This window comes from Ciceribacter thiooxidans (assembly GCF_014126615.1).
GTDB lineage: Bacteria > Pseudomonadota > Alphaproteobacteria > Rhizobiales > Rhizobiaceae > Allorhizobium > Allorhizobium thiooxidans.
In genome coordinates, this window is the sequence record NZ_CP059896.1 from 1,069,227 (window position 1) to 1,093,087 (window position 23,861).

General features: G+C 64.0%; 21 protein-coding genes. 12 read left to right on the top strand and 9 right to left on the bottom strand.

The genetic code is table 11. The features are described from left to right. Positions 1-92: 92 nt before the first annotated feature. The 4 genes from H4I97_RS05015 to H4I97_RS05030 all read left to right on the top strand — a co-directional run bounded on the left by H4I97_RS05015 (position 93) and on the right by H4I97_RS05030 (position 4,952). A complete protein-coding gene (locus H4I97_RS05015) occupies positions 93-1,463 on the top strand; it encodes a glutamine synthetase family protein (protein ID WP_182306826.1) in 1,371 nt (456 codons plus the stop codon). A gap of 24 nt (positions 1,464-1,487) precedes the next feature. Then, positions 1,488-2,873: an aldehyde dehydrogenase family protein gene (locus tag H4I97_RS05020; protein ID WP_182306827.1), complete on the top strand. Its 1,386-nt coding sequence runs from the start codon at positions 1,488-1,490 to the stop codon at positions 2,871-2,873. Beyond that, a complete protein-coding gene (locus H4I97_RS05025) occupies positions 2,870-4,015 on the top strand; it encodes an iron-containing alcohol dehydrogenase (protein WP_182306828.1) in 1,146 nt (381 codons plus the stop codon). The genes H4I97_RS05020 and H4I97_RS05025 overlap by 4 nt, the downstream gene beginning before the upstream one ends. A 217-nt stretch (positions 4,016-4,232) precedes the next feature. Beyond that, on the top strand, positions 4,233-4,952 hold the full coding sequence (locus H4I97_RS05030) for a ParA family protein (RefSeq protein WP_182306829.1): 720 nt from the start codon (positions 4,233-4,235) through the stop codon (positions 4,950-4,952). Between the two features lie 217 nt (positions 4,953-5,169). Here the strand turns inward: H4I97_RS05030 and H4I97_RS05035 are convergent, their stop codons facing one another. Beyond that, positions 5,170-6,168, bottom strand: a complete 999-nt coding sequence (locus H4I97_RS05035) for a GTP pyrophosphokinase (RefSeq protein WP_182306830.1) — start codon at positions 6,166-6,168, stop codon at positions 5,170-5,172. Further along, on the bottom strand, positions 6,165-7,238 hold the full coding sequence (locus H4I97_RS05040; RefSeq protein ID WP_182306831.1) for a nucleoid-associated protein: 1,074 nt from the start codon (positions 7,236-7,238) through the stop codon (positions 6,165-6,167). Before H4I97_RS05040 ends, H4I97_RS05035 begins: the two co-directional genes overlap by 4 nt. A 278-nt stretch (positions 7,239-7,516) precedes the next feature. Between H4I97_RS05040 and H4I97_RS05045 the strand changes: the two genes are divergently transcribed. Next, complete coding sequence (locus H4I97_RS05045; protein ID WP_182306832.1) at positions 7,517-7,780, top strand: hypothetical protein; 264 nt, start codon at positions 7,517-7,519, stop codon at positions 7,778-7,780. 60 nt (positions 7,781-7,840) lie between these two features. Here H4I97_RS05045 and H4I97_RS05050 read toward each other — a convergent pair whose 3' ends face one another. Next, positions 7,841-9,166, bottom strand: coding sequence for a L,D-transpeptidase (locus H4I97_RS05050; protein ID WP_182307547.1), 1,326 nt, complete (start codon positions 9,164-9,166; stop codon positions 7,841-7,843). A 175-nt stretch (positions 9,167-9,341) separates the two neighbouring features. On the opposite strand from H4I97_RS05050, the gene H4I97_RS05055 reads away from it, so the two are divergent. The 3 genes from H4I97_RS05055 to H4I97_RS05065 all read left to right on the top strand — a co-directional run bounded on the left by H4I97_RS05055 (position 9,342) and on the right by H4I97_RS05065 (position 10,976). Then, positions 9,342-10,175, top strand: a complete 834-nt coding sequence (locus H4I97_RS05055) for a DUF4432 family protein (RefSeq protein ID WP_182306833.1) — start codon at positions 9,342-9,344, stop codon at positions 10,173-10,175. Positions 10,176-10,253: 78 nt separating this feature from the next. Then, positions 10,254-10,592, top strand: a complete 339-nt coding sequence (locus H4I97_RS05060) for a protein tyrosine phosphatase family protein (RefSeq protein ID WP_182306834.1) — start codon at positions 10,254-10,256, stop codon at positions 10,590-10,592. Positions 10,593-10,634: 42 nt separating this feature from the next. Further along, the gene (locus H4I97_RS05065) at positions 10,635-10,976 is read left to right on the top strand and encodes a RidA family protein (protein WP_182306835.1); all 342 of its coding nucleotides are present in this window, start codon (positions 10,635-10,637) and stop codon (positions 10,974-10,976) included. Between the two features lie 291 nt (positions 10,977-11,267). On the opposite strand, the gene H4I97_RS05070 is transcribed toward H4I97_RS05065, so the two are convergent. The 5 genes from H4I97_RS05070 to H4I97_RS05090 form a co-directional block, all read right to left on the bottom strand. Next, a complete protein-coding gene (locus tag H4I97_RS05070) occupies positions 11,268-11,690 on the bottom strand; it encodes a VOC family protein (RefSeq protein WP_182306836.1) in 423 nt (140 codons plus the stop codon). A gap of 239 nt (positions 11,691-11,929) precedes the next feature. Beyond that, positions 11,930-12,565, bottom strand: coding sequence for a LysE family translocator (locus H4I97_RS05075; protein ID WP_182306837.1), 636 nt, complete (start codon positions 12,563-12,565; stop codon positions 11,930-11,932). 224 nt (positions 12,566-12,789) lie between these two features. Beyond that, positions 12,790-14,442: a thiamine pyrophosphate-binding protein gene (locus tag H4I97_RS05080; RefSeq protein ID WP_182306838.1), complete on the bottom strand. Its 1,653-nt coding sequence runs from the start codon at positions 14,440-14,442 to the stop codon at positions 12,790-12,792. 2 nt (positions 14,443-14,444) lie between these two features. Then, positions 14,445-15,641 carry a succinate--glutarate CoA-transferase gene (gene caiB / locus H4I97_RS05085; protein WP_182306839.1) on the bottom strand — a complete coding sequence of 399 codons (1,197 nt, stop codon included), beginning with the start codon at positions 15,639-15,641 and terminating at the stop codon, positions 14,445-14,447. A 178-nt stretch (positions 15,642-15,819) separates the two neighbouring features. Further along, entirely contained in the window at positions 15,820-16,752 is a 933-nt protein-coding gene (locus tag H4I97_RS05090; protein ID WP_182306840.1) for an alpha/beta fold hydrolase, read from the bottom strand. 279 nt (positions 16,753-17,031) lie between these two features. On the opposite strand from H4I97_RS05090, the gene ettA reads away from it, so the two are divergent. The 4 genes from ettA (at position 17,032) to H4I97_RS05110 (ending at position 22,648) form a co-directional block, all read left to right on the top strand. After that, the gene (gene ettA, locus H4I97_RS05095) at positions 17,032-18,681 is read left to right on the top strand and encodes an energy-dependent translational throttle protein EttA (RefSeq protein WP_182306841.1); all 1,650 of its coding nucleotides are present in this window, start codon (positions 17,032-17,034) and stop codon (positions 18,679-18,681) included. 160 nt (positions 18,682-18,841) lie between these two features. Then, entirely contained in the window at positions 18,842-19,852 is a 1,011-nt protein-coding gene (locus tag H4I97_RS05100; protein ID WP_182306842.1) for an ArsR/SmtB family transcription factor, read from the top strand. A gap of 1 nt (position 19,853) precedes the next feature. Continuing rightward, entirely contained in the window at positions 19,854-20,762 is a 909-nt protein-coding gene (gene metF / locus H4I97_RS05105) for a methylenetetrahydrofolate reductase [NAD(P)H] (RefSeq protein ID WP_182306843.1), read from the top strand. 464 nt (positions 20,763-21,226) lie between these two features. Beyond that, a complete protein-coding gene (locus H4I97_RS05110) occupies positions 21,227-22,648 on the top strand; it encodes a cation:proton antiporter domain-containing protein (protein ID WP_342344134.1) in 1,422 nt (473 codons plus the stop codon). A gap of 7 nt (positions 22,649-22,655) precedes the next feature. Here H4I97_RS05110 and H4I97_RS05115 read toward each other — a convergent pair whose 3' ends face one another. Beyond that, positions 22,656-23,846, bottom strand: a complete 1,191-nt coding sequence (locus H4I97_RS05115; protein ID WP_182306844.1) for a lytic murein transglycosylase — start codon at positions 23,844-23,846, stop codon at positions 22,656-22,658. Positions 23,847-23,861 lie beyond the last annotated feature (15 nt).

The window sequence follows — 23,861 nt, forward strand, 5'->3', positions numbered from 1 at the left end:
CATGAAACCCCGTCCGGGGCGCTGCGCGTCCCGGACGGTTCCCCGACGAGAATTCCCCCCAAGGAACGAAACACGCCTGTCAGGAAACACCGATGTCTGCACAGTACACTTTTGACGATCTGAAGATGGATGTGGCCGAGGGCCGCATCGACACCGTTCTCGCCGTGCTGGTGGACATGCAGGGCCGGCTGATGGGCAAGCGTTTCCAGGCCGAATTCTTCGTGGAGAGCGCCTACAAGGAAACCCACAGCTGCAACTACCTGCTTGCGACCGACATGGAGATGGAGACGGTCTCCGGCTACCAGGCGACGAGCTGGGAAAAAGGCTATGGCGACTACACGATGAAGCCGGACCTTTCGACGCTGCGCAAGACGCCCTGGCTCGAAGGCACGGCGCTCGTCATCTGCGACGTCCTCGACCACCACAGCCACGCCGACGTGCCGCATTCGCCGCGTGCGGTCCTCAAGAAGCAGATCAAGCGTCTCGAAGACATGGGCATGAAGGCCTTCATGGCGACCGAACTGGAATTCTTCCTGTTCGACCAGACCTATGACGATGCGCGCATGTCCGGCTACCGCGACCTCCAGCTCGGCTCGGGCTACAACGAGGACTACCACATCTTCCAGACGACCAAGGAAGAAGACGTCATGCGCGCGATCCGCAAGGGTCTGCAGGGCGCGGGCATTCCGGTCGAGAACACCAAGGGCGAGGCGTCCGCCGGCCAGGGCGAGGTCAACGTCCGCTATGCCGACGCGCTGACCATGGCCGACCGGCATGCGATCATCAAGAACGCCTGCAAGGAGATCGCCTGGTCGCGCGGCAAGGCGATCACCTTCCTCGCCAAGTGGAACTACAATTCCGCCGGCTCGTCATCGCACATCCACCAGTCGCTGTGGAGCGCCGACGGCAAGACGCCGCTGTTCTTCGACGAGAACGGCGAGCACGGCATGTCAACGACGATGAAGCACTACATGGCCGGTCTCCTCGCCCATGCGAGCGAGATCACCTATTTCCTGGCGCCCTACATCAATTCCTACAAGCGCTTCATGGCCGGCACCTTTGCGCCGACCAAGGCGATCTGGTCGAAGGACAACCGCACCGCCGGCTACCGGCTCTGCGGCGAGGAGACCAAGGGCATCCGCGTCGAGTGCCGCGTCGGCGGCTCCGACCTCAACCCCTATCTCGCCATGGCCGCGCTGATTGCCGCAGGCATCGACGGCATCGAGAAGAAGCTTGAACTGGAGCCGGCCTTCGTGGGAGACGCTTACGGAGCCCGCGAGGTTCGCGAGATTCCCCGTACGCTGCGTGCGGCGGCGGAATCGCTGCGCAATTCCGCCATGCTCCGGGCGGCGCTCGGCGACGACGTCGTGGACCACTATGTCCGCGCGGCCGAATGGGAACAGGAAGAATACGACCGCCGCATCACCGATTGGGAAGTGGCGCGCGGTTTCGAGAGAGCTTGAACCACACAGACAGGAATTAAGATCATGACAATGATCCAATGTATCTCGCCGATCGACGGATCGGTCTATGCCGAGCGCCAGGCGATGCCGCTCGATGCGGCGAAGGACGCCGTCCAGCGTGCGCGCAAGGCGCAGAAGGCCTGGGCGCGTCGCCCGCTCGAAGAGCGGGTGCAGCTCGTGCTGAAGGGGGTCGCCCGCCTCAACGAAATGTCCGACGAAGTGGTGCCGGAACTCGCCCACATGATGGGCCGGCCGATCCGCTACGGCGGCGAATACAAGGGCTTCAACGAGCGCTCGAACTACGTCGCCTCGATCGCGGCGGATGCGCTCGCGCCGCTGGTGATCGAGGACAGCGCCACCTTCGAGCGCCGCATCGAGCGCGAGCCGCACGGCGTCGTGCTCGTCATTGCGCCGTGGAACTATCCCTACATGACGGCGATCAACACGGTGGCGCCGGCGCTGATGGCCGGCAACACGGTCGTCATCAAGCATGCCACCCAGACGCTGCTCGTCGGCGAGCGCATGGTGCGCGCCTTCGTCGAGGCCGGCGTTCCGGAAGACGTCTTCATCAACCTCTTTCTCGACCACGCCACCACCACGGCGCTGATTGCCACCGGCAGCTTCGACTTCATCAACTTCACCGGCTCCGTCGAGGGCGGACGGTCGATCGAGCGGGCGGCCGCCGGCACCTTCGCCGGCCTCGGGCTGGAACTCGGCGGCAAGGACCCCGGCTATGTGATGGAGGACGCCGATCTCGACGCCGCCGTCGACACGCTGATGGACGGCGCCACCTACAATTCCGGCCAGTGCTGCTGCGGCATCGAGCGTATCTACGTGCACGAGAGCCTCTATGACGCCTTCGTCGAGAAGTCGGTCGCCTGGGTCTCCAACTACAAGCTCGGCAACCCGCTCGATCCGGAAACCACGCTCGGGCCGATGGCGCACCGGCGCTTTGCCGCCCATGTGCGCGAGCAGATCGCCGCTGCCGTCGCCAAGGGTGCCAAGGCGCTGGTCGATCCGAAACTCTTCCCTGAGGACGACGGCCACGCCTATCTGATGCCGCAGATCCTCGTGAACGTCGATCACTCGATGTCGTTCATGAAGGATGAGACCTTCGGCCCGGCCGTCGGCATCATGAAGGTGAAGAGCGACGCCGAAGCGATCGAGCTGATGAACGACAGCCCCTACGGCCTCACCGCCTCGCTCTGGACGCAGGACCCGACGCGCGCCGCCCATATCGGCCGCGAGATCGAGACCGGTACCGTCTTCATGAACCGCGCCGACTATCTCGACCCGGCGCTCTGCTGGACCGGCTGCAAGGAAACCGGCCGCGGCGGATCGCTGTCGGTCATCGGCTTCCAGAACCTCACCCGTCCGAAATCCTACCACCTCAAGAAGGTCACGAAATGAATATCGTCGCAAACTGGAGCTATCCGACCGCCATCAAGATGGGCCGGGGCCGGATCAGGGAGCTCGCCGACGCCTGCAAGTCGCTCGGCATGAAGAAGCCGCTGCTCGTCACCGACCGCGGGCTCGCCTCGATGGCGATCACCCAAGGAGCGCTCGACGTCCTCGAAGAGGCGGGCCTCGGCCGCGCGATCTTCGCCGACGTCGACCCGAACCCGAACGAGAAGAACCTCGAGGCCGGCGTCAAGGCCTTCAAGGACGGCGGCCATGACGGCGTCGTCGCCTTCGGCGGCGGCTCGGGCCTCGACCTCGGCAAGTGCGTCGCCTTCATGGCCGGCCAGACGCGGCCGGTCTGGGACTTCGAAGACGTCGGCGACTGGTGGACGCGGGCGAATGTCGAGGGCATCGCCCCGATCGTCGCGGTTCCGACGACCGCCGGCACCGGCTCGGAAGTCGGCCGCGCCTCGGTCATCACCAATTCCGAAACCCATGTGAAGAAGATCATCTTCCATCCGAAGTTCCTGCCGGGCGTCGTCATCTCCGACCCGGAACTGACCGTCGGCATGCCGAAGATGATCACCGCCGGCACCGGCATGGACGCCTTCGCCCACTGCCTGGAGGCCTATTCCTCGCCGTTCTTCCACCCGATGAGCCAGGGCATCGCGCTCGAAGGCATGCGGCTCGTCAAGGAGTTCCTGCCGCGCGCCTATGCAGACGGCACCGACATCGAGGCGCGCACCAACATGATGGCAGCCGCCGCCATGGGCGCCGTCGCCTTCCAGAAGGGGCTCGGCGCGATCCACTCGCTCTCGCACCCGATCGGCGCGGTCTACAACACCCATCACGGCATGACGAACGCGGTGGTGATGCCGCCGGTGCTGCGCTTCAACCGCGCGGAAATCGAGGAGAAGATCGCGCGCGCCGCCGCCTATCTCGGTATTTCCGGCGGCTTCGACGGCTTCTACGACTACGTGCTGGCGCTCCGCTCCGAGCTCGGCGTTCCGGACAATCTCACCGCCATGGGCATCAAGCCCGACCGCATCGACGAACTGACCGCCATGGCGATCGAGGACCCGAGCTGCGGCGGCAACCCGGTCAAGATGACCTTCGAGAACACCAAGGCACTCTTCCTCGAATGCTTCTGAGGCGCTTTGCTCTCAGTTGACGTGCAAGGGTCCGCAGTCCCAGCTGCGGGCCCTTTTTCTTTTCCGCATCAATGGGCTGGCGGATAAGGCGCAGGGCGGCGGGCGAGCGCCGTTTGCCCTTTGTTAACCATAATGAACGAAGGTGACGGTGATCGACGCCATGAGCGCGGTGTCGGAGTGAGCGATGTCGGCTCGCCGCACTTTCGAGGACAAACGCATGCCAGTCATCTCATTCGCCAACGCCAAGGGCGGCGCCGGAAAGACCACCGCGGCGCTGCTGCTCGCCACCGAACTCGCCCAGCAGGGTTTTCGCGTTGCGATCATCGACGCCGACCCGCAGCACTGGATCAGCCAGTGGCATGAGATATCCGGCACGCAGCGCAATATCGAGGTGATCTCCGAAGTCTCCGTCGCCTCGCTGCAGGGGCACATCGCCGAATGCGCGCGGACGGCCGACTATACCGTGATCGACCTCGCCGGCGCGCGCGACGCGATCGTGACCACCGCGATCGGCCTTTCCGATCATGTGATGATCCCGGTGCAGGGCTGCGCGATGGATGCGCGCGGTGCCGCGCAGATCCTCGACCTCATAGGCCTCATCGAGGAGAAGGGCAGGCTTACGATCCCGCACTCGGTGGTGCTGACCCGCGTCACCTCGATGGTGACGACGCGGGCGCTGCTTGCGATCAAGGGCCTCCTACAGGCCCGCGGCGTCAACGTCGTCAACACCCCGATCGTCGAGCGCAACGCTTTCCGCGAGATCTTCGACTGCGGCGGCACGCTACACACGATGGACCCCGCAAAGATCAGCAATCTCGACCGCGCCCGCGAAAACGCCCGCGCCTTCGCGCTCGAAGTCATGCGCGTGCTGCCGGTGAAGGTCGTGCGCTCGCAGCCCGCCCGCCGGTTTCTGCGCGTCGTCGGCAACGCGGCGTGATGGTGAGAGGTGAGTGAGAGGGTCGCTGGCTGGGGGAGTGGCGAGTGGATAGGAGCGGCATAGGTTCGGCGTCGACGAGTCACCAATTTGCTGGGCAAAACAGATATCCGCTGGTGCATATCACGAGAGAAAACCGACCTCCTCGGCGTAAGGGCCGACGAAACCTTTCGGTACTTTGTCGCATTGGCATGGCACCGCAATGCCGTTGCCTGAGAGATCATCCTTGTGCTGCGGGTCGAGGCAAGCCGAGGTCGCTGTATATGGGGGCAAGTTCCTCATCCGTGAGAGGGCCGTTGTTTGGCGCGGTCCGAGGCGCAATTTTGATCGCCCAATAAACAAGGAGGACGGCGGGTTGACGAAACAACAGGTCGACTGGTGCGCGCCCTTTGATGCACTCAGCCAAGAACGCTTTCTCCTTAAGAAATCTGCCTAGGTTTTCCTCAAAGTCCTCTTTTGCCCATTTGCCAAAGTGGTCAATCAGCAATGCGTCGAGCGGCGAAGGCTCGGGTTCGAGCCCGGTGAAGGAGCGATACAAGCGGTCGACTGCGACCGAAACCTCGCGACTTGGAGCCAGTGCTGCGTCCAACCATTCCCTCACCTTCATGAAGTAGTCGTCCGTGGCCTCCATCAGTGCCATGCTTTTGGCGGCGGACCGCTTCACGTCTGGCGACGCCTGAACGCTAGGCTTATATATGGTGTCGTGGGTTAGTTCGCTGTACGCATGTTGGAGTATTGTTCGTACCTGAATTTCGCAGGGAGTTCCTGCCGCTATGGTCACTCCTTCGAACGTCAACTCATCTCTAGACCGAACTATGTAGTGAACGGATTGATAGTCGAATTCGTATGGCCGGAGCCTCCGCTCATCTTCGTAGTCCCGGGCCAGTATTGCGGTCCAGATGGGGCAGGTCGTGATCGCGCGTTCGACAATTTTGATATCCGCCGACACTAGGACAACAAAGCGCAATCCGACCTTGTCTTCAATATCGTTGTATGGGTCAGTATAAGGCTTTCCTCGCCTAAAAGCCTTCGCCAATAGCGACGGCTCTTCCTTCGTTCGTGGCCTTATTGGGATACGGAGAAATAGCTCGATAGAAGCTGGGCGAATTTCCGAGGCCACCGCTGCAGTTAGCTCGACCGAGACGAAGTTACCCCATGCAACATACATCGGGCGCTCGATACGCCACCGTTCGAGGAGTCTCGTTTCCCGGTCGGTCATTGTTCGCCGGTGAGGCGCTCGCGAACTATAATTCGCGTCCAGCCGCCACTAAGACCGTCCACTCCCTCAGCCGGAATGGTTTCCATTTGTACCTTTGTCTTGAGGGCCTCAGGCGAGGCGGACAGCTCAATGTCTCCGCCAAACTTCAGTCGGCGCCTGCGAAGCCGATTGCCCATCTGAGATGTATCTCTCACCACGGCGTTCGGCGTGAACTTCTTGACGTTCATAAAGTCAGCATAGTGGTCTCTGAGGTCTGGCGGCAAAAATCTGCTGCCAAACTGATCAGCAGTAAACGTCGGATCTTGGTCGTCGCGGACGAATACGTAAAGGCTATCGACCATGTCGCGCTTCTTCTCGGGGTCTAGGTTCGAACCCCGAATGAACTCCTTTGTCAGATCGAAGAATTTCATCGTCTCGTAGGGGCCGTCGCTTGGCAACGCACAGCCAAGGAAGCCTTCATAGAAGTACGTTGCCGCAGCTTCTCGGTTACTAGCGGAGATATTGCTGTCGAAGATGAAGGCACGCCGGCCTTCCGGCTTCGGCTTAGACATATCATCGAACGCTAGGATGCCAATCTTGTAGAGACGCGTCGCCGGGGTGAGAAAAATGTTGTTGAGAAACTCGATGACAGCGCTGGTGCCAGCAATTGAACGTCGGAACCCTTGCTGGATCTCCGCCTTGATGACACCGACAAACGGTATGGAAGCTGTGCCGAATGTTCCATCGAATACAATGACCATTCCGCCTGGTATGCGCCGGGCCATCTGCGATTCTGCGAGTTTGGTTGCGATTTCTCTGGACCCGATTAGGAATGTCGCGTCGTCGGACCCGACGAGCTTTTCGGTAGTTTCCAAAAAGCTGCCGGGGCCCGACTTCACAATTCGCATCTCAAGACTCTGCGTCTGCCCCGACAGCGCGTCGGTCATCCGAAGTCGAAATGCCCCCATGGCGTCCGCGCTTAACAATTCCAAACCGTTGGCATACACAGGTGGCTGAATAGATCTGTCATCGTTACGACGAAAGACCTCGTGAACCGCGACGCGACTCACCTTCAGATTTTCAAACAACATTATAGCCCCCTCCACCTTACCGAGTAATGTTTCGCATAGTCTACTGTAACGGTAAAGGCTGTGGGCAAATTATTCTTTCGGCAGTAGGAACATCCGGTCTGAGCACCGGTGCGGCAATTTTCGGCAGCACGTCAGCTCTGCGTCACGGGCGGTCACAGTCGGGACAGCGAAGTGACCGTAGTTCCACCAATGGTTGGTGATCGCTCGTGCCATCCCAGCCTTTGCGTGTTATGAGCACGCATGCTCATTTGATTCATACTGCAAGCTGGAGAGACACCATGGGAATTATCGCCGCCATCGTTTTTCTGTCATTGGCCGCATGGTGGTTCGTGCCTTCGCCGAAGACGGGCATCTCGTGGCTGGGGATGATCTTCTTCGTTCTGGGGCTCGCTCCCATCGCCTCCATCACCAGCTTTCATCCGTATATGCTGCTGGCAATCGCGCAGTCGATCGTAACGCTGCCATTGATCCCAGTCGGTATCGCGGTCATGGCTGTGGGCCATTACCTCGCGACGTCGAAGGCGCAGAAGACCAAGCTCTGAGGCGGAGAGGGGGCAAGTCGCCGATCCAAACCCTTGAATGTCTTGCGGCGACTATGCCTCTCAATCCACAAACTCGACCGTCACTCCCGGCGAGACCATCTTCGCAAGCTCGGTCGCGTCCCAGTTGGTGAGGCGGATGCAGCCGTGGCTCTGGGTTCGGCCGATCTTGGAGGGTTCGGGCGTGCCGTGGATGCCGTAGGTGGGCTTGGAGAGCGCCATCCAGACGGTGCCGACCGGGCCGTTCGGCCCTGGCGGGATCGCGAGCACCTTGTTGTTGCTGCCCTGCTGGAAATTGATCTTCGGATTGTAGGTGTATCCGGGGTTCAGCGCCACGCGCTCGACGGTGACGATGCCGGACGGCGAGGGGGTGTCGGCCGAGCCGATGCTCGCCGGGTAGGCGGCGACGAGGCTTCCGTCCTTGCCATAGGCGAAGACCTGCTTCTTGCCCTTGTCGGCGATAATGCGGGCGACCTTGCCGGCCTTCGGCTTGCCGGGCACGACGACCTTGATGATCGTGCCGGGAACGGTGAAATCGACGCCCGGATTGAGCGCACGCAGGTAGTTCTCGTCCATGTGGAACTTTTCGGCAAGCATCTCCACGGTCGAGGTGTAGGCGAGCGAGGGGAGCTCAGCCTTGAGGCTGTAGTCCTCCGGGATCGAGGCGACATAGGGGCCTGCGGCATCACCCGGCGTGATCGTGTAGGAGGTCACGGCCATGCCGCCCGACATGCGCAGGCGTTCCAAGATGTCCTCGGCATTGTTCGGGTCGATGGTCTCGCCGGTCATCTCCTGCCAGGCGACGAGCGCCTTGTTGACGTTCTGGCCCATCTTGCCGTCGATGACGCCCGGCGAGGCGGCTTCGCGGTCGAGGAAGACCTGCAGCGCGGTGATTTCGAGCTGGGAGAGATTGCTTTTCACCGGAATGTCGGGCGTGACGATGGTCTGCGGCGCCTGGTCGACCGGCGGCGGCATGTCGGGCCCACCCGACGGCATGTCCGGCAGCGGCTGGTCGAGCGGCGCGCGATCGATCGTGCCCGGTCCGGGGATCGCGCCGGTGACGACGCCGTCATCCTCCCAGCCGGGGGCAGGGGCGCCGAAATCCTGGTAGCCCGGCTGTTCCGCGCCGGGGCGGCGGCGGGGGAAATAGGTGTCTGCGCGCACTTCGGTGGCGATCACCCGGCCGCGACGGTCGATCAGGACACGGCGGCCCATCTGGTCGCGGCTCACCACGACCTCGCCCTCTTCGGGTGTGTAGCCGAGGATGTCGCCTTCCGGCGTGACGAGCAGTGTGTCGCTGCGATAGGGATCGAGCCCTTGCGCCTCGGCGGCCGTTACCGCCGCCGAGCCTGCGGCCAACGTTGCTACTACCAGTCCTGCTTTCCACATGTCGGCCACGATGACGAAGTTCCTCAGATGAATGTCGGCTGCGACTGACGCGACAAATTTGACACTAGTGTGGAAAAGGTGAATTCATGGTGAATATTGACCTAATCGTGATTGTCGGTGTGCCGCTTTTCGCAAGGCGGGGGTCGTGCGACAAACCTTCCCGCAGGAGCAATTCATGATCGAATTCAAGGGGCTCGCCGGCCCTTCGCTGACCATCGACCGCAGCTCCGTGCTCGATATCGGCGCCTGTATCGTCGATGGCGTCGATCTAGCGCCGGGGCGGGCGATCCCCGACGACGGCGATCCGCGAATCGACCATTCGCTGGAAGGCTTCCTCTTCACCTGCGGTCCGGACCATATCCGCCACCCCGAACCCATCGGCGAGGGGCGCGGCACCTATCCGCTGCACGGTTCGTTCTCGTCGCATCCGGCGGAAATCCTTTCCTTCGAGACTGTGGAGGGTAACGCGGAAGCGCGGGCGGTTGTTTCCGTGCGGCTCGCCGACGGCGGCAGTGCGAGACTGGAGCGGCTCTGGCGGATCGACGGGGAGACCGGCGAGGTGCAGCTTTCCGACCGGGTGACGAACAGCGGGGAGACGCCGTTCCCGGCGATGTTCATGTATCACATGAACGTCGGCGCCTGGCATTTCGACGACGGCGTGCGGCTTTCCGGCGCCATGCTCGACGGCGGCGGGTTTCCCTGGGCCTTCGGGGAAGACCCCGGCGGGGTCTTCTGCGTGCCGGCGGTCGAGGAGGGCGAACCCTGGGCGGAGATGCGCCTCGGGCCGATCCGGGCGATCGGCGGCAAGACGCTGCGCGTCCGTTTCCGGACCGATACGCTGCCCTTCCTGCAGGTCTGGCGCAACCAGCAGGCGCCGGCGAACGTCCTCGGCATCGAGCCGGTCTCGCATCGATGGGAGCCGCGCAGCGTCCTCGCCGAGCGCGGCGAACTCGAACTGCTGGCGCCCGGAGAGGCGCGCGACTATGCGCTTTCCTTCGCGTTCGTGTGATTGGCAGTCGCGGGCGATTGACGCCCGTCGGCCTTGATCGTAGAGGTTTGTCCCGCATCAGGAAGGGAGAGCCGCGCCATGGACATCAGGCAGATCGACGAGGAATATTCGGTCACCGGACAGATCACCGTGTCGGACCTCGACACCATTTTCGAACTCGGCTTCCGGTCGGTCGTCTGCCACCGGCCGGACCACGAGGAGCCGGGCCAGCCGCTGTTTGCCGAGATCGAGCGGCGCGCCGATGAACTCGGCCTGAAGATCGCCCACATCCCGGTCGGCCCGATGGGCGTGACCTCGGAAGCCGTCGCCGGCATGGTCGACGCGCTCGACGATTTCGAGCGGCCGATGCTCGGCTATTGCCGCTCCGGCGCCCGCTCGACCGCCATCTACCAGAAAAGCCTGCAGCTGCGCGACTGAGCGGCTGCCGCCTTCATCCTTCGACACAACAGGAGAATTGACATGAGCATCAAGCGCATCGAACCCGGCGCCCGCATGAGCGGCGCGGTCGTCCACGGCAACACCGTCTATCTCGCCGGCCAGGTCGGTGAGGGCGCGACCGTCACCGAACAGTCGAAGTCGGCACTCGCCGAAGTCGACCGCCTGCTGGCCGCCGTCGGTTCGGACAAGTCGAAGATCCTGCAGACGATCATCTATCTCTCCGACATGTCGACGTTCGCCGAAATGAACGCGGTCTGGGAAGCCTGGATCGACCCGAAGAACCCGCCGGCCCGCGCCACCAGCCAGGCCGCTCTCGCGACGCCTGCCTACAAGGTCGAGTTCGTCGTCATCGCGGCGGTCTGATCTCCACCGTTTCGTGAATGCAGGGCCGGGAGAAATTCCGGCCCTTTTTCGTTAGGGGCGAACATGGATGCGGTGTGTTCGCCGATATAAGCGCAAGCGCAAGATTGCCGTCATGCCGGCCTCCGAGCCGGCGTCCAGTGCGATCAAGTCCTTGATCGCGAAATGGTTTTTTCACGGCGCAGACGCGCCACGGCTGGATGCCGGATCAAGTCCGGCATGACGGAGGATCGGGTGGAACCGGGAGTAATCCCGGCCTTTTTCGTTTGGGGCGCGTCGTTCTGCACCTGCGGATCAGAGCCCGAAGGTGACGAAGCCGTTGGCGTCCATCGCCCAGGCCGGGTTCCAGGCGATCTCCCAGGCGTGGTCGTCGGGATCGGCGACATAGCCGCGAAAGCCGCCGTGAAGCGGTTCGTCGGCAGGCCGCAGCAGCGTGCCGCCGGCATCGACCAGCCGCTGCAGGAGCGGTTCGACTTCTTCCCGTTCCCGGACATTGTGGGAGAGCGAAAAGGCGCCCGGGGCAAGCAGGCCGCGCCGGTTCATGTCGGCCTCCAGCGCATCCTTGTGGAAGGTGCCAAGCACGAAGCCGTTCATCTGGTTGAAGATGATCTCGGGGTTTTCGAAGACCGGCGACCAGCCGAAGCCCTCGACATAAAAACGGCGCGAGCGAGCGAGATCGGCGATGCCGAGCGAGATGACGGAAATCTGTTGCTGCATGACCAAGCACCTTTCGTTGGCGCAGGCACCATGCCTGCGCGTTTGAAGGTCTTGGGCCGTTGCCGCGGCAACGGAAGGACCCGCTCTCGCGGGGGCCGGGCCAACCGCACCGACCTAACCTGTTTCAGACAAGATCGATATAGGGCGGTCGCGCCCGCTGCCAAGAGGCCAGCACGGATATCGTCGGCCGGCACTCTCGTCAGGTCCGGCGGACGCGTAGGCAAGATCGCGGCGGCCTCTTACGAACCTGCCCGCCGGTAGAATGCCAGAGAGCCGGCGAGGGCCAGCAGAGCGCCGCCGCAGATGCGGTCGAGCCAGAGCGCTCCGGACGTGCGCAACATCCTGACGGCCTGCGACCCGAGTGCGGCATAGCCGAACATCACCAGGAAATCGATGCCGGCGAAGACAAGGGCAAGTATCAGATATTGTTGGCTCTGGGGTGCCGCGGGATTGATGAACTGCGGCAGGAAGGCGGAAAAGAACAGGTATCCCTTCGGGTTCGTCACGGCAACGAGGAAGCTCTTGAGAAGGAGCGACCGCGCCGAACCTGCCCCATCTTCTCCGCCCGCGCGAAGGGATACGTCGAGCGTTCCTCTGGAACGCAGAAGCACGACGCCGAGGAAGGCGAGATAGGCGACACCGACCCATTTGACGACCGTAAACCAGAATTCAGAGGCTGCGAGCAGGGCGCCGAGCCCGAGGGCGACCGCTCCGATCAGGACAAAGTCGGACAAGACCGCGCCAACCATGCCGAAGCAGGCACGCCGCATGCCGAAACGCGAACCGTTCGTCAGGGCGAGCAGCACGGTGGGGCCGGGCGTGGCAATCCCGATGAAGGCGACAAGAGAAAATGCAAGAACGGTCACGTCGGTCATCTTCTTCCCTCCATAGATGAACAGCCGTCACGGCGACTCGCGTCAGCTTCCCACTTTTGCTTCGGTTTTGCGACTGATTTGCGCCGGACGACAACGCCCGCACGTCTTGTGATCTCCGACTGTACGGTGACGGTGCCTGACCGGAACGCCGGCATCGATCCGTCTCCCGTCAGTTCGGCTTGCGACCGGGCGATCCCGGACGCTTTCCTCGACTGGCGTCCGCCTTACGCCTTGTTGCGGATCTGGGTCAGCGTGCGTGCGGGCGTGATCGCTTCCGGATCGAGCTTGATGTCGAGGATCGCCGGCTTGCCGGAGGCGCGGGCGCGCTCGAAGGCGGGGGCGAAATCCTCGGTCTTCTCCACCACTTCGCCATGGCCGCCATAGGCGCGGGCAAGGGCGGCGAAATCCGGGTTGGTGAGGTCGGTCGCGCTGACGCGGCCCGGATATTCTCGCTCCTGATGCATGCGGATTGTGCCGTAGATGCCGTTGTTCACCAGACAGACGATGATCGGCAGGTTGTAGCGGATCGCGGTCGCGAATTCCTGGCCGTGCATCATGAAGCAACCGTCACCGGCAAAGCAGACGACCTCGCGCCCGGGGAAGAGCTGCTTGGCGGCGACGGCCGCCGGAAGCCCGTAGCCCATCGAGCCGGAGGTCGGGGCGGCCTGCGTGTTGTAGGCGCGGAAGCGGTGGAAGCGGTGCACCCAGGTCGCGTAGTTGCCGGCGCCGTTGGTGAAGATCGTGTCCTTCGCGGTGTTTTCTTCCAGCCATTCCATGATCGGCCCCATGTGGACCGCGCCGGGGCCGCTTGCGGGTGGCGTCGACCAGGAGAGGTAGGCTGCGTGCATCGCTTCGGTGCGGGCGGCCCAGGCGGGGGCCTGCGGTGCCGGAACCGACTTCAGCGCGGCGGCGAAATCTTCGGGTGCGGCACAGATCGCCAGATCCGGGCGATAGACGCGGCCGAGTTCCGACGGATCGGGATGGACGTGGACGAGGGTCTGCGACGGGTAGGGGACGTCGAGCAGGGTGTAGCTCGAGGACGGCATTTCGGAGAAGCGCCCGCCGATGAGGACGACGAGGTCTGCCTCCTTGATCTCCTTCGCCAGCGCCGGATTGATGCCGATGCCGACATCGCCGGCGTAAGACGGATGCAGGTGGTCGAAGAGCATCTGGCGGCGGAAGGAGCAGCCGACCGGCATTTTCCAGCGCGTGGCGAAATCCTCGATCGCCGCGACGGCCTCCTCGCTCCAGCGGGTGCCGCCGAGGACGAGCATCGGCCGCTCGGCCTTTGCGAGCAGGTCGGCGAAGGCGGCGATCTGGGCGGCACCCGGATGGCTTTCGACCGGGGTCGCGGGACGCGGGGCGGGCGCCTCAACCTCGTCCACCAGCATGTCCTCCGGCAGCGTCAGGACGACGGGACCGGGACGGCCGGAAGTCGCGACGGCGAAGGCGCGGGTGACGAATTCCGGAATGCGGCGGGCGTCATCGATCTCACCCACCCATTTGGCGAATTCGGTGAAGGCGCGGCGGTACTCGACCTCCTGGAAGGCTTCACGCTCCTTCATGTCGCGGCCGATCTGGCCGATGAAAAGGATCATCGGGATGGAGTCCTGCCGGGCGATGTGCAGGCCGGCGGAGGCGTTGGTGGCGCCGGGACCGCGGGTCACCATGCAGATGCCGGGCTTGCCGGTGAGCCGGCCCCAGCAATCGGCCATCATCGCCGCGCCGCCTTCCTGTCGGCAGACGATGGTCTCGATGCCGCTGTCACGCAGCGCATCGAGCACGGCGAGATAGCTCTCGCCAGGCACGCAGGATACACGCTCGACACCGTTGGCAAGCAGCGCGTCGACGATTAGTTGTCCGCCGGTCTTCTTCATCTTCAAGCCTTTCCTTCGATGTCCGCCAGCTCGGCGAGAACCTCGTCCTGGTGTTCGCCGATGCGCGGGCTCGGCCGTTCGTAGCGCAGGGGGGTCTTCGAGAGAACGATCGGTGTTCGCACGCCTGGAATGCTGTTGCCGTCGACGTCATCGAGATCGATGCGCAGACCGCGCGCCTTCACCTGCGGATCGTCGAACATCTCGGCGATCGAGTTGATCGGGCCGGCCGGCACGGCATTGCTCTCGCAAGCCGTCAGGAGATCGCGCTTCACCCATTTCGCGGTCTCGCCCGAAACGATGCGGCGGACCTCGGCCTTGTTGGCGACGCGCGCCTTGTTGGTTGAGAAGCGTTCGTCGTCCGCAACGGCGGCGATGCCGAGGATGGTGCAGAGGCGTTTGAACTGGCCGTCATTGCCGACGGCGAGGATCAGGTGGCCGTCGGCTGTCGGAACGACTTCGTAAGGGGAGATGTTCGGATGGGCGTTGCCGAGGCGGACCGGCGCCTTGCCGGAGACGAGATAGTTCATGTTCTGGTTGGCGAGGACCGCGGCCATGACGTCGAGGAGCGCCATGTCGACGTGCTGGCCCTCACCGGTCTTCATCGCGTGGATCAGCGCCGCCTGAATGGCGGTGACGGCATAGATGCCGGTGAAGATGTCGGCGATTGCGACGCCCGCTTTCATCGGCTGGCCGTCCGGCTCGCCGGTGATCGACATGAAACCGGACATGCCCTGGACGATGTAGTCGTAGCCGGCGAAATTGGCATAGGGGCCGTTCTGGCCGAAGCCGGTGATCGAGCAATAAACGAGCTTGGGATTGATCGCCTTCAGGCTCTCGTAGTCGAGGCCGTATTTTTCCAGCCCACCGAGCTTGAAGTTCTCGATCACCACGTCGGCGGTGGCGACCAGCCGGCGGACGATGTCGCGGCCTTCCTCGCTCTTCAGGTCGACGGCGATCGAGCGCTTGTTACGGTTCGTCGAATGGTAATAGGCGGCCGAGAGGTTCTCCCCGTCCTTGCCCTCGACGAAGGGCGGACCCCAGGCGCGGGTGTCGTCGCCGCCCTCGGGGTTCTCAACCTTGATGACGTCGGCGCCCATATCGGCCAGCATCTGCCCGGCCCAGGGACCGGCAAGGACGCGGGCCAGTTCGATCACGCGGATGCCGGCAAGCGGCGGACGGGGCTTTCGGGCTTCGGTCATGCGGCGTCCTCGTTTTCAGGGCGGCGGCGATCTTGCGGCTAGCGAATAAGGTCCGGCCCTGTCCACCTCGAAGGGCGGTTGCTAAACATTTGCTATAGCGCCGAAATGTCCAGTCGGCACTTGAATTTCGCGCATGGGATCATTCCGTTTCGGACGCAGAAGCGCCCCGAAGGGACGGTCAGCGACCGGCGAGTGCGCGCGCGGCCCAGTCGGCGAAGTCGGCGATCGCGTCCTCCCGGCCGAACTCGTTCAGCGTCTCGTGGCGCATCTCCTCGTAGATCCGGGTCGTGACGTCGGTGAAACCGTGGTGCTCGAGCCGCCGCCCGAGCCAGGCGATCTCGCGGCCGCCGCGTGTCGCCGGGTCCTTGCCGCCGCCGACGAGGTGGATCGGCAGGTTTTTCGGCAGGCGGGCGAGCATGGCCGGAGCGGGCGCGCGGAAGGTGAGCGCGAAGACGTCGCGCCACATCGAGACGCTCGCCTCGAACCGGCAGAGCGGGTCGCGGTCGTATTTCTCGACTTGCGTGCGGTCGCGGGAGAGCCAGTCGCTGTCGGACTGCCGGCCGGGAATGGAGCGGCCCCAGGCACGGAACGTCGCAAGCGGCAGGATCGTGCTCGGCACGTCCGAGCCCTTCAGCATCTGCTCGGCATAGAGCACGGCCTGGGCGAAGCGACCGGCGATGCCGGGGTTGAAGTTGGAATTCCAGACGGCGAGGGCCTGAAAATCCTGCGGGTGGGAGATCGCGGCGTTGAGCGCGATCAGCCCGCCCATGGAATGGCCGAAGAGCAGCACGGGAAGGGCGCCATGGCGGGAGACGGCGAGATCGCGCATCGCCTTGACGTCGGCGATCACCTTTTCGACGCCGCCGGCCGGTGCGAAGCGGCCGAGCGGCGCCCCTTCGGTGGACGTCTCGCCGTGTCCGCGGTGGTCATGGGCATAGACGGCGAAGCCGCGGGCCGCCATCGCCCCGGCGAAGCCGCGGTAGCGGCCGGAATGTTCGACGAGGCCGTGATTGACGAGCAGGATGGCGCGCGGCGTACCCTCTGCCGGCGCATGATGAAAGGCGAGCCTGGCGCCGGAGGGTGCGTCGTGAAAATCGGTCGTCTCAAACATCGGCGATCGGTCTTTCGGTTGAAATGTGGTCTTGTAACGTCAGTCCAAAGCTATTTGCGCGCAATCGGCGGTCATCGCCTGTCCGGCCCCGTTCAACCGGTGCTGCCTCGCGTTTTGCAGGATCAGGTCCTTCGGTGTCAACGAGAGCGGAAGGGACGAACGCCTGCGTCGCTCGTTCACCGCGGCGCCCTTGCGCGGGGGATTGGCAGTTGCCCCGCAGGGCCCTTTCGCCTACATAGCGGCACATCCAGTTCTTTTCCCCCGGGGAGCACATTTTCCATGGCACGGCAGTTCATTTATCACATGGCCGGACTGAACAAGTCCTACGGCAACAAGAAGATCCTCGAGAACATCCATCTCTCCTTCTACCCGGACGCCAAGATCGGCATTCTCGGCCCGAACGGTGCCGGTAAATCGACGGTTCTGAAGATCATGGCGGGGCTGGACAAGGAATGGACCGGCGAGGCGTGGCTCGCCGAGGGTGCGACCCTCGGCTACCTGCCGCAGGAGCCGCAACTCGACGAAAGCCTCAACGTGTTCGGCAACGTCATGGAAGGCGTGGCCGGCAAGAAGGCGATCCTCGACCGTTACAACGAACTGATGATGAACTATTCTGACGAGACGGCGGACGAGGGCGCCAAGCTCCAGGACATCATCGACAGCCAGAACCTCTGGGACCTCGAAAGCCAGGTGGAGATGGCGATGGAAGCGCTGCGTTGCCCGCCCGGCGACGCGACGATCGACAATCTCTCCGGCGGTGAGAAGCGCCGCGTCGCGCTCTGCCAGCTGCTGCTGCGCCAGCCCGACCTGCTGCTGCTCGACGAACCGACCAACCACCTCGACGCCGAGACGATCGCCTGGCTCGAAAAGCACCTGCGCGAATATCCGGGCGCCATCCTGATGGTCACCCACGACCGCTACTTCCTCGACAACGTCACCGGCTGGATCCTCGAACTCGACCGCGGCCGCGGCATTCCTTACGAAGGCAACTATTCCGCCTACCTGACCGCGAAGGCGAAGCGCCTGGCGCAGGAAGAGCGCGAGGAAGGCAGCCGCCAGAAGGCTCTGTCGCGTGAGCAGGAGTGGATCGCCTCGAGCCCGAAGGCCCGCCAGGCGAAGTCGAAGGCCCGTATCCGTGCCTATGACGAGCTGGTGGCGGCGGCCGAGAACCGGCGTCCCGGCGAAGCGCAGATCATCATCCCGGTCGGCGAGCGCCTTGGCAATGTCGTCATCGAGGCGGAGAACATCACCAAGGCCTATGACGGACGCGTGCTCTTCGAAAATCTCTCCTTCAAGCTGCCGCCCGGCGGCATCGTCGGCGTGATCGGCCCGAACGGCGCCGGCAAGACGACGCTCTTCAGGATGATCACCGGCCAGGAGAAGCCCGACAGCGGCGACATCCGCATCGGCGATACCGTCCACCTCGGCTATGTCGACCAGAGCCGCGATTCGCTCGATGGTTCGAAGAATGTCTGGGAGGAAATCTCCGGCGGCAACGACGTGATCAAGCTCGGCAAGTACGAGATGAATTCCCGTGCCTATTGCGGTGCCTTCAACTTCAAGGGTGGCGACCAGCAGCAGAAGGTCGGCAACCTGTCCGGCGGCCAGCGCAACCGCGTGCACCTCGCCAAAATGCTGAAGGCCGGCGGCAACGTGCTGCTGCTCGACGAACCGACCAACGACCTCGACACCGAAACGCTGGCGGCGCTCGAAGACGCGCTGGAAAACTTCGCCGGCTGCGCCGTCATCATCTCGCACGACCGCATGTTCCTCGACCGCCTTGCGACGCACATCCTCGCGTTCGAGGGCGACAGCCATGTCGAATGGTTCGAGGGCAACTTCGAGGATTACGAGCAGGACAAGATCCGCCGCCTGGGACCGGAGTCCGTCAACCCGAAGCGCGTGACCTACAAGCGGCTGACGCGCTAAAAGAAGCGTTGGTGAAAAAGACGATAAGCCCCGGTTTTCCGGGGCTTTTCTGTTTCTGGGAGCGATCCGGCACCGCATCGCGGAAGGGCTCCTGAATTTGCGCTTGCATAAGTGCCGCGATAGACATAAACATATCTTTATATCTTGATTGGGGATTGTAATGGCGAAGCCGATGGAATTTGGCGTGGATGCGCTCGTCGAACTGCTGAAGGCGGCGGGGGAGCCGACGCGGCTTCGGCTGCTCGCCCTGCTTGCCGCCGGCGATCTGACGGTCACGGACTTGACCGAAATCCTCGGCCAGTCGCAGCCGCGCATCTCCCGGCACCTGAAGCTCCTCGGCGAGGCCGGGCTGATCGACCGCTACCAGGAAGGGGCCTGGGCCTATTTCCGCCTGAAACAGGACGGCGATGCCGCCGCACTCGCCGGCATCATCCTCTCGGCTGCCCGCGTCGACGACCCGGTTCTGCTGCGCGACGGCGAGCGGCTCTCCGCCGTCAAGCGCAACCGCGCCGACAAGGCGCAGGCCTATTTCAGCCGCAACGCCTCCGAATGGGACGAGCTTCGCCGGCTGCACGTGGATGACCGGCAGGTCGAGGCAGCCCTTCTCGGCGTGCTCGGGCCGGAGCAGGTGGATGCGCTCCTCGACCTCGGCACGGGCACCGGCCGCATTCTGCAGTTTCTTTCCGACCACTATCGCCGCGCCGTCGGCATCGACGCCAGCCGCGACATGCTGGCGGTGGCGCGCGCCAATCTCGACAAGGCTGGCATTCTCAAGGCGACGGTGCGCCACGGCGACATCCTCAACCTGCCGCTCGACGGCAGCGAATACGACGTCGTGACGATCCACCAGGTGCTGCACTTCCTGGTGCAGCCGGAGCTGGCGATCGGCGAGGCGGCGCGGATGCTGAAGACCGGCGGGCGGCTGGTGATCATCGATCTCGCGCCGCACAGCCTCGAACACTTGCGGGAAGACCACGCCCATGTCCGGCTCGGCTTCTCCCATCCGGTGATGGCCGACTGGCTCGCCAAATACGGGCTCGCCGTCGAGAAGGTGGTCGACCTGCCGCCGGCAAGCCCGGCGACGCAGGCGCTGACCGTCACCATCTGGGTGGCACGCCGGCAGGCCGGCGAGGGCGCCGCGGCAGACAGCATCGAAAATCGGGAGGAATGACATGACGCGGGACGATCGACATCCGCAAGGCAAGAAGCGGCTCGGCATCTCGTTCGAGTTCTTTCCGCCGAAATCGGAAGAGATGGAAGGCCAGCTCTGGACGACGATCGAGGCGCTCGCCGGCTGGAATCCCGACTTTGTTTCCGTAACCTACGGAGCCGGCGGCAGCACCAAGGCGCCGACCATGACGACGGTGCGGCGGCTGATTGCCGACACCACACTGCCGACGGCGGCGCACATCACCTGCGTTGACGCGACGCGGGAGGAAGTCCGCCACGTGGCGGAGGAGTTCATCGCCGCCGGCGTGCGCCGTTTCGTGGCGCTCCGGGGCGACCCGCAGGGCGGCGTCGGCGCGGCCTATGCTCCGCATCCGGGCGGCTTTGCCAATGCCGCCGAACTGGTCGCGGGACTGAAGGAAATCGGCGACTTCGACATCTCCGTCTCGGCCTATCCGGAAAAGCATCCGGAAAGCCCGGACGTTGCCGCCGACATCGACATGCTGAAGCGCAAGGCCGATGCCGGCGCGGCGCGGGCGCTCACCCAGTTCTTCTTCGACAATGATGTCTTCGAGCGCTACCTCGAACGGGTGCGGGCAGCGGGCATCTCCATCCCCGTGGTGCCGGGCATCATGCTCATCCAGAACCTCACGCAGCTGAAGCGCTTCGCTTCGCTCTGCGGCGCGAGCATCCCGGCCTTCCTCGACGAGCGCTTCGCCGGTCTCGACGACCAGCCGCAGGCGCGTGCGGAGGTCGCAGCCGATGTCGCCGCCGAGCAGATCGAGGACCTCGTCCGCCGCGGGATCACAGATTTCCATCTCTATACGATGAACAGGGCGCCGCTCGTCTCTGCCGTGTTGCAACGGCTCGGCCTGGAGCGGGGAGGCGAGGCGCGGTCCGGTGCCGCGGCGTGAGCCTCGCCCGAACTGAAAAGGCGCATACCGTTCATCGTCGGTATACGCCTTTTTAAGATTCTTTGCATATTCTAGCCAGCTAGGACGCTGCTGATGTCCTGTTCCGGCGGCTGGTCATCTGTTCGCTCAGATGAACAGCATGGTGGCTATGAAAACAAACGCTGCACCGACGATCAGGACATTCAAGGAATTGGTAAGTCCCATGTGTGCCTCCTTGCGTTGACCGGGGGATAATATGTCCTTTCTGTGTCAGTTGGGAAGCGAATTATGTGCTGCGATGCAGTGATCGCGGCCTGCCAACACCCGTCAAATTGTCGCATCGCCCTGAAAAACAAGGCCTCGGTGCCTCGCATATTTTCAGTGAATTTGTTTAACGGACCTGCGCCGGCCGCTCTCCTTCGGCCCCATTCATCTCCGGATGAAACGCCGGCAAAGTCGGTTCCTCTTCGGGCGAAGCGGCTGATTTGCCTCAGGCGGCGTCGCGTGCATCATGGCGCAGAACGAGAATCGTCGCAGGAGGAATTCCGCTGGACACCGCCGTTGCCGAAAACGCCGGCCACGCCACCGCGCTCGTCGGCATCGCCGCCGTCGTCGCCGTCGCGGCCCTGCTGGGGCTCTTCTTCCTGTGGCTGCGACAACCGCCGCTGGTCGGCTTCATCGCTGCGGGCGTGGCGCTCGGCCCGACCGGTGCCGGCCTGATCTCCAGTTCGGAGAACGTCACGGTGCTCGCTGAAATGGGTGTCGTGGTGCTGCTCTTCTTCATCGGCATGGAGCTGTCGGTGAAGGCCTTCGTGCTGTCGCTCCGGCAGGCGCTTCTGGTGATGGCGGGACAGTTGCTCGCAGCCATGGTGCTCGCGCTCGGGATCGCCACGCTTTCCGGTGCATCCGGCTCCGAGACGATCATCCTCGGCTTCATCATCGCGCTGTCGTCGACGGTCGTCGCCATGAAGATGCTCGAAGAGATGGGCGTGCTGCGCGGTGACGCGGGGCGGATCGCCGTCGGCGTGCTGATCGCGCAGGACATCGCCGTGGTGCCGATGCTGATCTTCGTTTCGAGCCTCGGCGGCGAGGTGGTCGACTACCGGCTGATTGCGCTGCGCATGGCGGTGGCGCTGGCGCTGCTCGGCGGTCTTTTATGGTGGTTCGGCCGGCACATGAAGCTGAAGGTGCCGTTCGCCGACGCCATCGAGGACAAGGTGGAGATGCTGGCGCTCGGCGCGCTCGCCGTCTGCTTCACCGCCGCCGCGATCTCCGGCGTCGCCGGGCTCTCACCCGCCTATGGCGCCTTCCTCGCCGGCATCGTCGTTGGCAATTCGACGCTGCGCAGCCGGGTGATCCCGGTGATCGAGCCGATCCAGAGCCTGCTGCTCGTCGTCTTCTTCCTGTCGATCGGCCTGTTGATCGACCTTAACTTCATCGCCGAACGCTTCTGGCAGGTGCTGTTCGTCTCGCTCTTCGTGATCGCAGCGAAATCCGTCCTCAACATCTTCCTGTTGCGCAAGACCGGGTCGAGCCCGCAGACGGCGCTGGTTGCCGGCCTGTCGATGGCGCAGATCGGCGAGTTCTCGTTCGTGCTGTCGTCGGCGGGCTATGCGGCGGGTGCGCTCGGTTATGATCTGTTCCGCCTGTCGATCGCCGTCTCGGCCGTCTCGCTGCTCGTCTCTCCGCTCTGGGTCAACGTGATGCACCGGCTGGAGAACATGGCCTCCGAGGGGCTGGAAACCTACCGGCAGGCGCTCGCCGTCGCCTATGCGCACGAGCTCAACGAGGTGAGCCGCGGGCGCGACGTGCTGGCCCGCGGCGTCGATTGGGTGCGGGTCCGCCTCAGGGCCGCCCGCGTCGCCTACGAACAGCGCCGCCGCGCGCGTCGCGGCGACGACAGCTAATTACCACTCAGAGGGCGTTGAGCAGTGCGGGCGTCGCCCAGCCGTCGGCGGGAATGCCGAGGCGCTGCTGTTCCTTCTGGATGGCGACGCGGGTGCCGGCGCCGAGAATGCCGTCGATCTCGCCGACCTCGTGGCCGAGGGCCTGCAGGCGCGTCTGCAGCGCCTTCATCTCGGTGTCGCTGAGACCCGGTTCCGGATTGCCCTTCTGGTAGGGCTCGGCCCCCATCAGCCGCGTGGCGAAATAGGCGGCCGAGGTCGTGTAGATGAACGACTTGTTCCATTCGAGATAGACGCTGAAATTCGGGTAGGTGAGGAAGGCCGGCCCTTTCCGTCCTTGCGGCAGCACGAGACCGACGGGGAGGGCGGCGGACGCGGTATTGCCGTCACGTGGCTTGACGCCGAGCGCGAACCAGTCGCCGGCGGTCATGCCGCCTTCAAGGCCCGTCTTCTCCCAGGGCAGGTTTTCCGGAAGGGTCACTTCCTGAATCCACGGCTCGCCGGCGCGCCAGCCGAGGCTCTGAATGAAGCGGGCGGCCGTCAGGATTGCGTCCGGCGAACTCTTCTTGACGTTGACGTGGCCGTCGCCGTCGCCGTCGATGCCGTAGGCGACGATGTCCTTCGGCAGCATCTGCACCTGGCCGATCTCGCCCGCCCAGGCGCCGGTATTGGTCGAGGGATCGAGATCGCCGTGCTCAACCATGGTGATGAGGTTCAAGAGCTGCGGACGGAAGAGTTCCGGGCGGCGGCAGTCGTGGGAGAGCGTCACCAGCGCGTTGCGGGTGTTGAAATCGCCCTGTACGGCGCCGAAATCGGTCTCCATCGCCCAAAAGGCGGTGATCACGCCGGGCGGCACGCCGTAGTCCCGCTCGGCCCTCGCGAAGACGTCGGCAAATTCCCGCATCTTCTTACGGCCGATGTCGAGGCGAGCCTGGCTGACGGTGCGTTTTGAAAATTCGAGGAAGGTCTGCTTGAAGACGCCCTGGGCGCGGTCGCGCGCGAGCACCTTCTGGTCGATCGCGGCACCGGCGAGCGCCCGGTCGGCGGCGTCGGGGGATGCGCCATTCGACACGGCCTCGGCCTTCACGCCCTGCAGGAAGGCACCGAGATCGCCGCCGCACTCGGTCGCGCCGGTGACGGCGGTGGAGGCGAGCAGGCTTGCGAGGGTGACGATGGTGGTCAGGCGGGTACGGGCGGACATGCGGACTTCCTCATG

Coding starts and splice junctions, on each gene's coding strand:
- H4I97_RS05050 (WP_182307547.1), bottom strand. CDS start 9,166: ATGTGGAAAGCAGGACTGGTAGTAGCAACGTTGGCCGCAGGCTCGGCG.
- H4I97_RS05060 (WP_182306834.1), top strand. CDS start 10,254: ATGGACATCAGGCAGATCGACGAGGAATATTCGGTCACCGGACAGATC.
- ettA (WP_182306841.1), top strand. CDS start 17,032: ATGGCACGGCAGTTCATTTATCACATGGCCGGACTGAACAAGTCCTAC.
- H4I97_RS05015 (WP_182306826.1), top strand. CDS start 93: ATGTCTGCACAGTACACTTTTGACGATCTGAAGATGGATGTGGCCGAG.
- H4I97_RS05035 (WP_182306830.1), bottom strand. CDS start 6,168: ATGACCGACCGGGAAACGAGACTCCTCGAACGGTGGCGTATCGAGCGC.
- H4I97_RS05090 (WP_182306840.1), bottom strand. CDS start 16,752: ATGTTTGAGACGACCGATTTTCACGACGCACCCTCCGGCGCCAGGCTC.
- H4I97_RS05070 (WP_182306836.1), bottom strand. CDS start 11,690: ATGCAGCAACAGATTTCCGTCATCTCGCTCGGCATCGCCGATCTCGCT.
- H4I97_RS05025 (WP_182306828.1), top strand. CDS start 2,870: ATGAATATCGTCGCAAACTGGAGCTATCCGACCGCCATCAAGATGGGC.
- H4I97_RS05100 (WP_182306842.1), top strand. CDS start 18,842: ATGGCGAAGCCGATGGAATTTGGCGTGGATGCGCTCGTCGAACTGCTG.
- H4I97_RS05030 (WP_182306829.1), top strand. CDS start 4,233: ATGCCAGTCATCTCATTCGCCAACGCCAAGGGCGGCGCCGGAAAGACC.
- H4I97_RS05080 (WP_182306838.1), bottom strand. CDS start 14,442: ATGAAGAAGACCGGCGGACAACTAATCGTCGACGCGCTGCTTGCCAAC.
- H4I97_RS05045 (WP_182306832.1), top strand. CDS start 7,517: ATGGGAATTATCGCCGCCATCGTTTTTCTGTCATTGGCCGCATGGTGG.
- caiB (WP_182306839.1), bottom strand. CDS start 15,641: ATGACCGAAGCCCGAAAGCCCCGTCCGCCGCTTGCCGGCATCCGCGTG.
- H4I97_RS05065 (WP_182306835.1), top strand. CDS start 10,635: ATGAGCATCAAGCGCATCGAACCCGGCGCCCGCATGAGCGGCGCGGTC.
- metF (WP_182306843.1), top strand. CDS start 19,854: ATGACGCGGGACGATCGACATCCGCAAGGCAAGAAGCGGCTCGGCATC.
- H4I97_RS05020 (WP_182306827.1), top strand. CDS start 1,488: ATGACAATGATCCAATGTATCTCGCCGATCGACGGATCGGTCTATGCC.
- H4I97_RS05040 (WP_182306831.1), bottom strand. CDS start 7,238: ATGTTGTTTGAAAATCTGAAGGTGAGTCGCGTCGCGGTTCACGAGGTC.
- H4I97_RS05055 (WP_182306833.1), top strand. CDS start 9,342: ATGATCGAATTCAAGGGGCTCGCCGGCCCTTCGCTGACCATCGACCGC.
- H4I97_RS05075 (WP_182306837.1), bottom strand. CDS start 12,565: ATGACCGACGTGACCGTTCTTGCATTTTCTCTTGTCGCCTTCATCGGG.
- H4I97_RS05115 (WP_182306844.1), bottom strand. CDS start 23,846: ATGTCCGCCCGTACCCGCCTGACCACCATCGTCACCCTCGCAAGCCTG.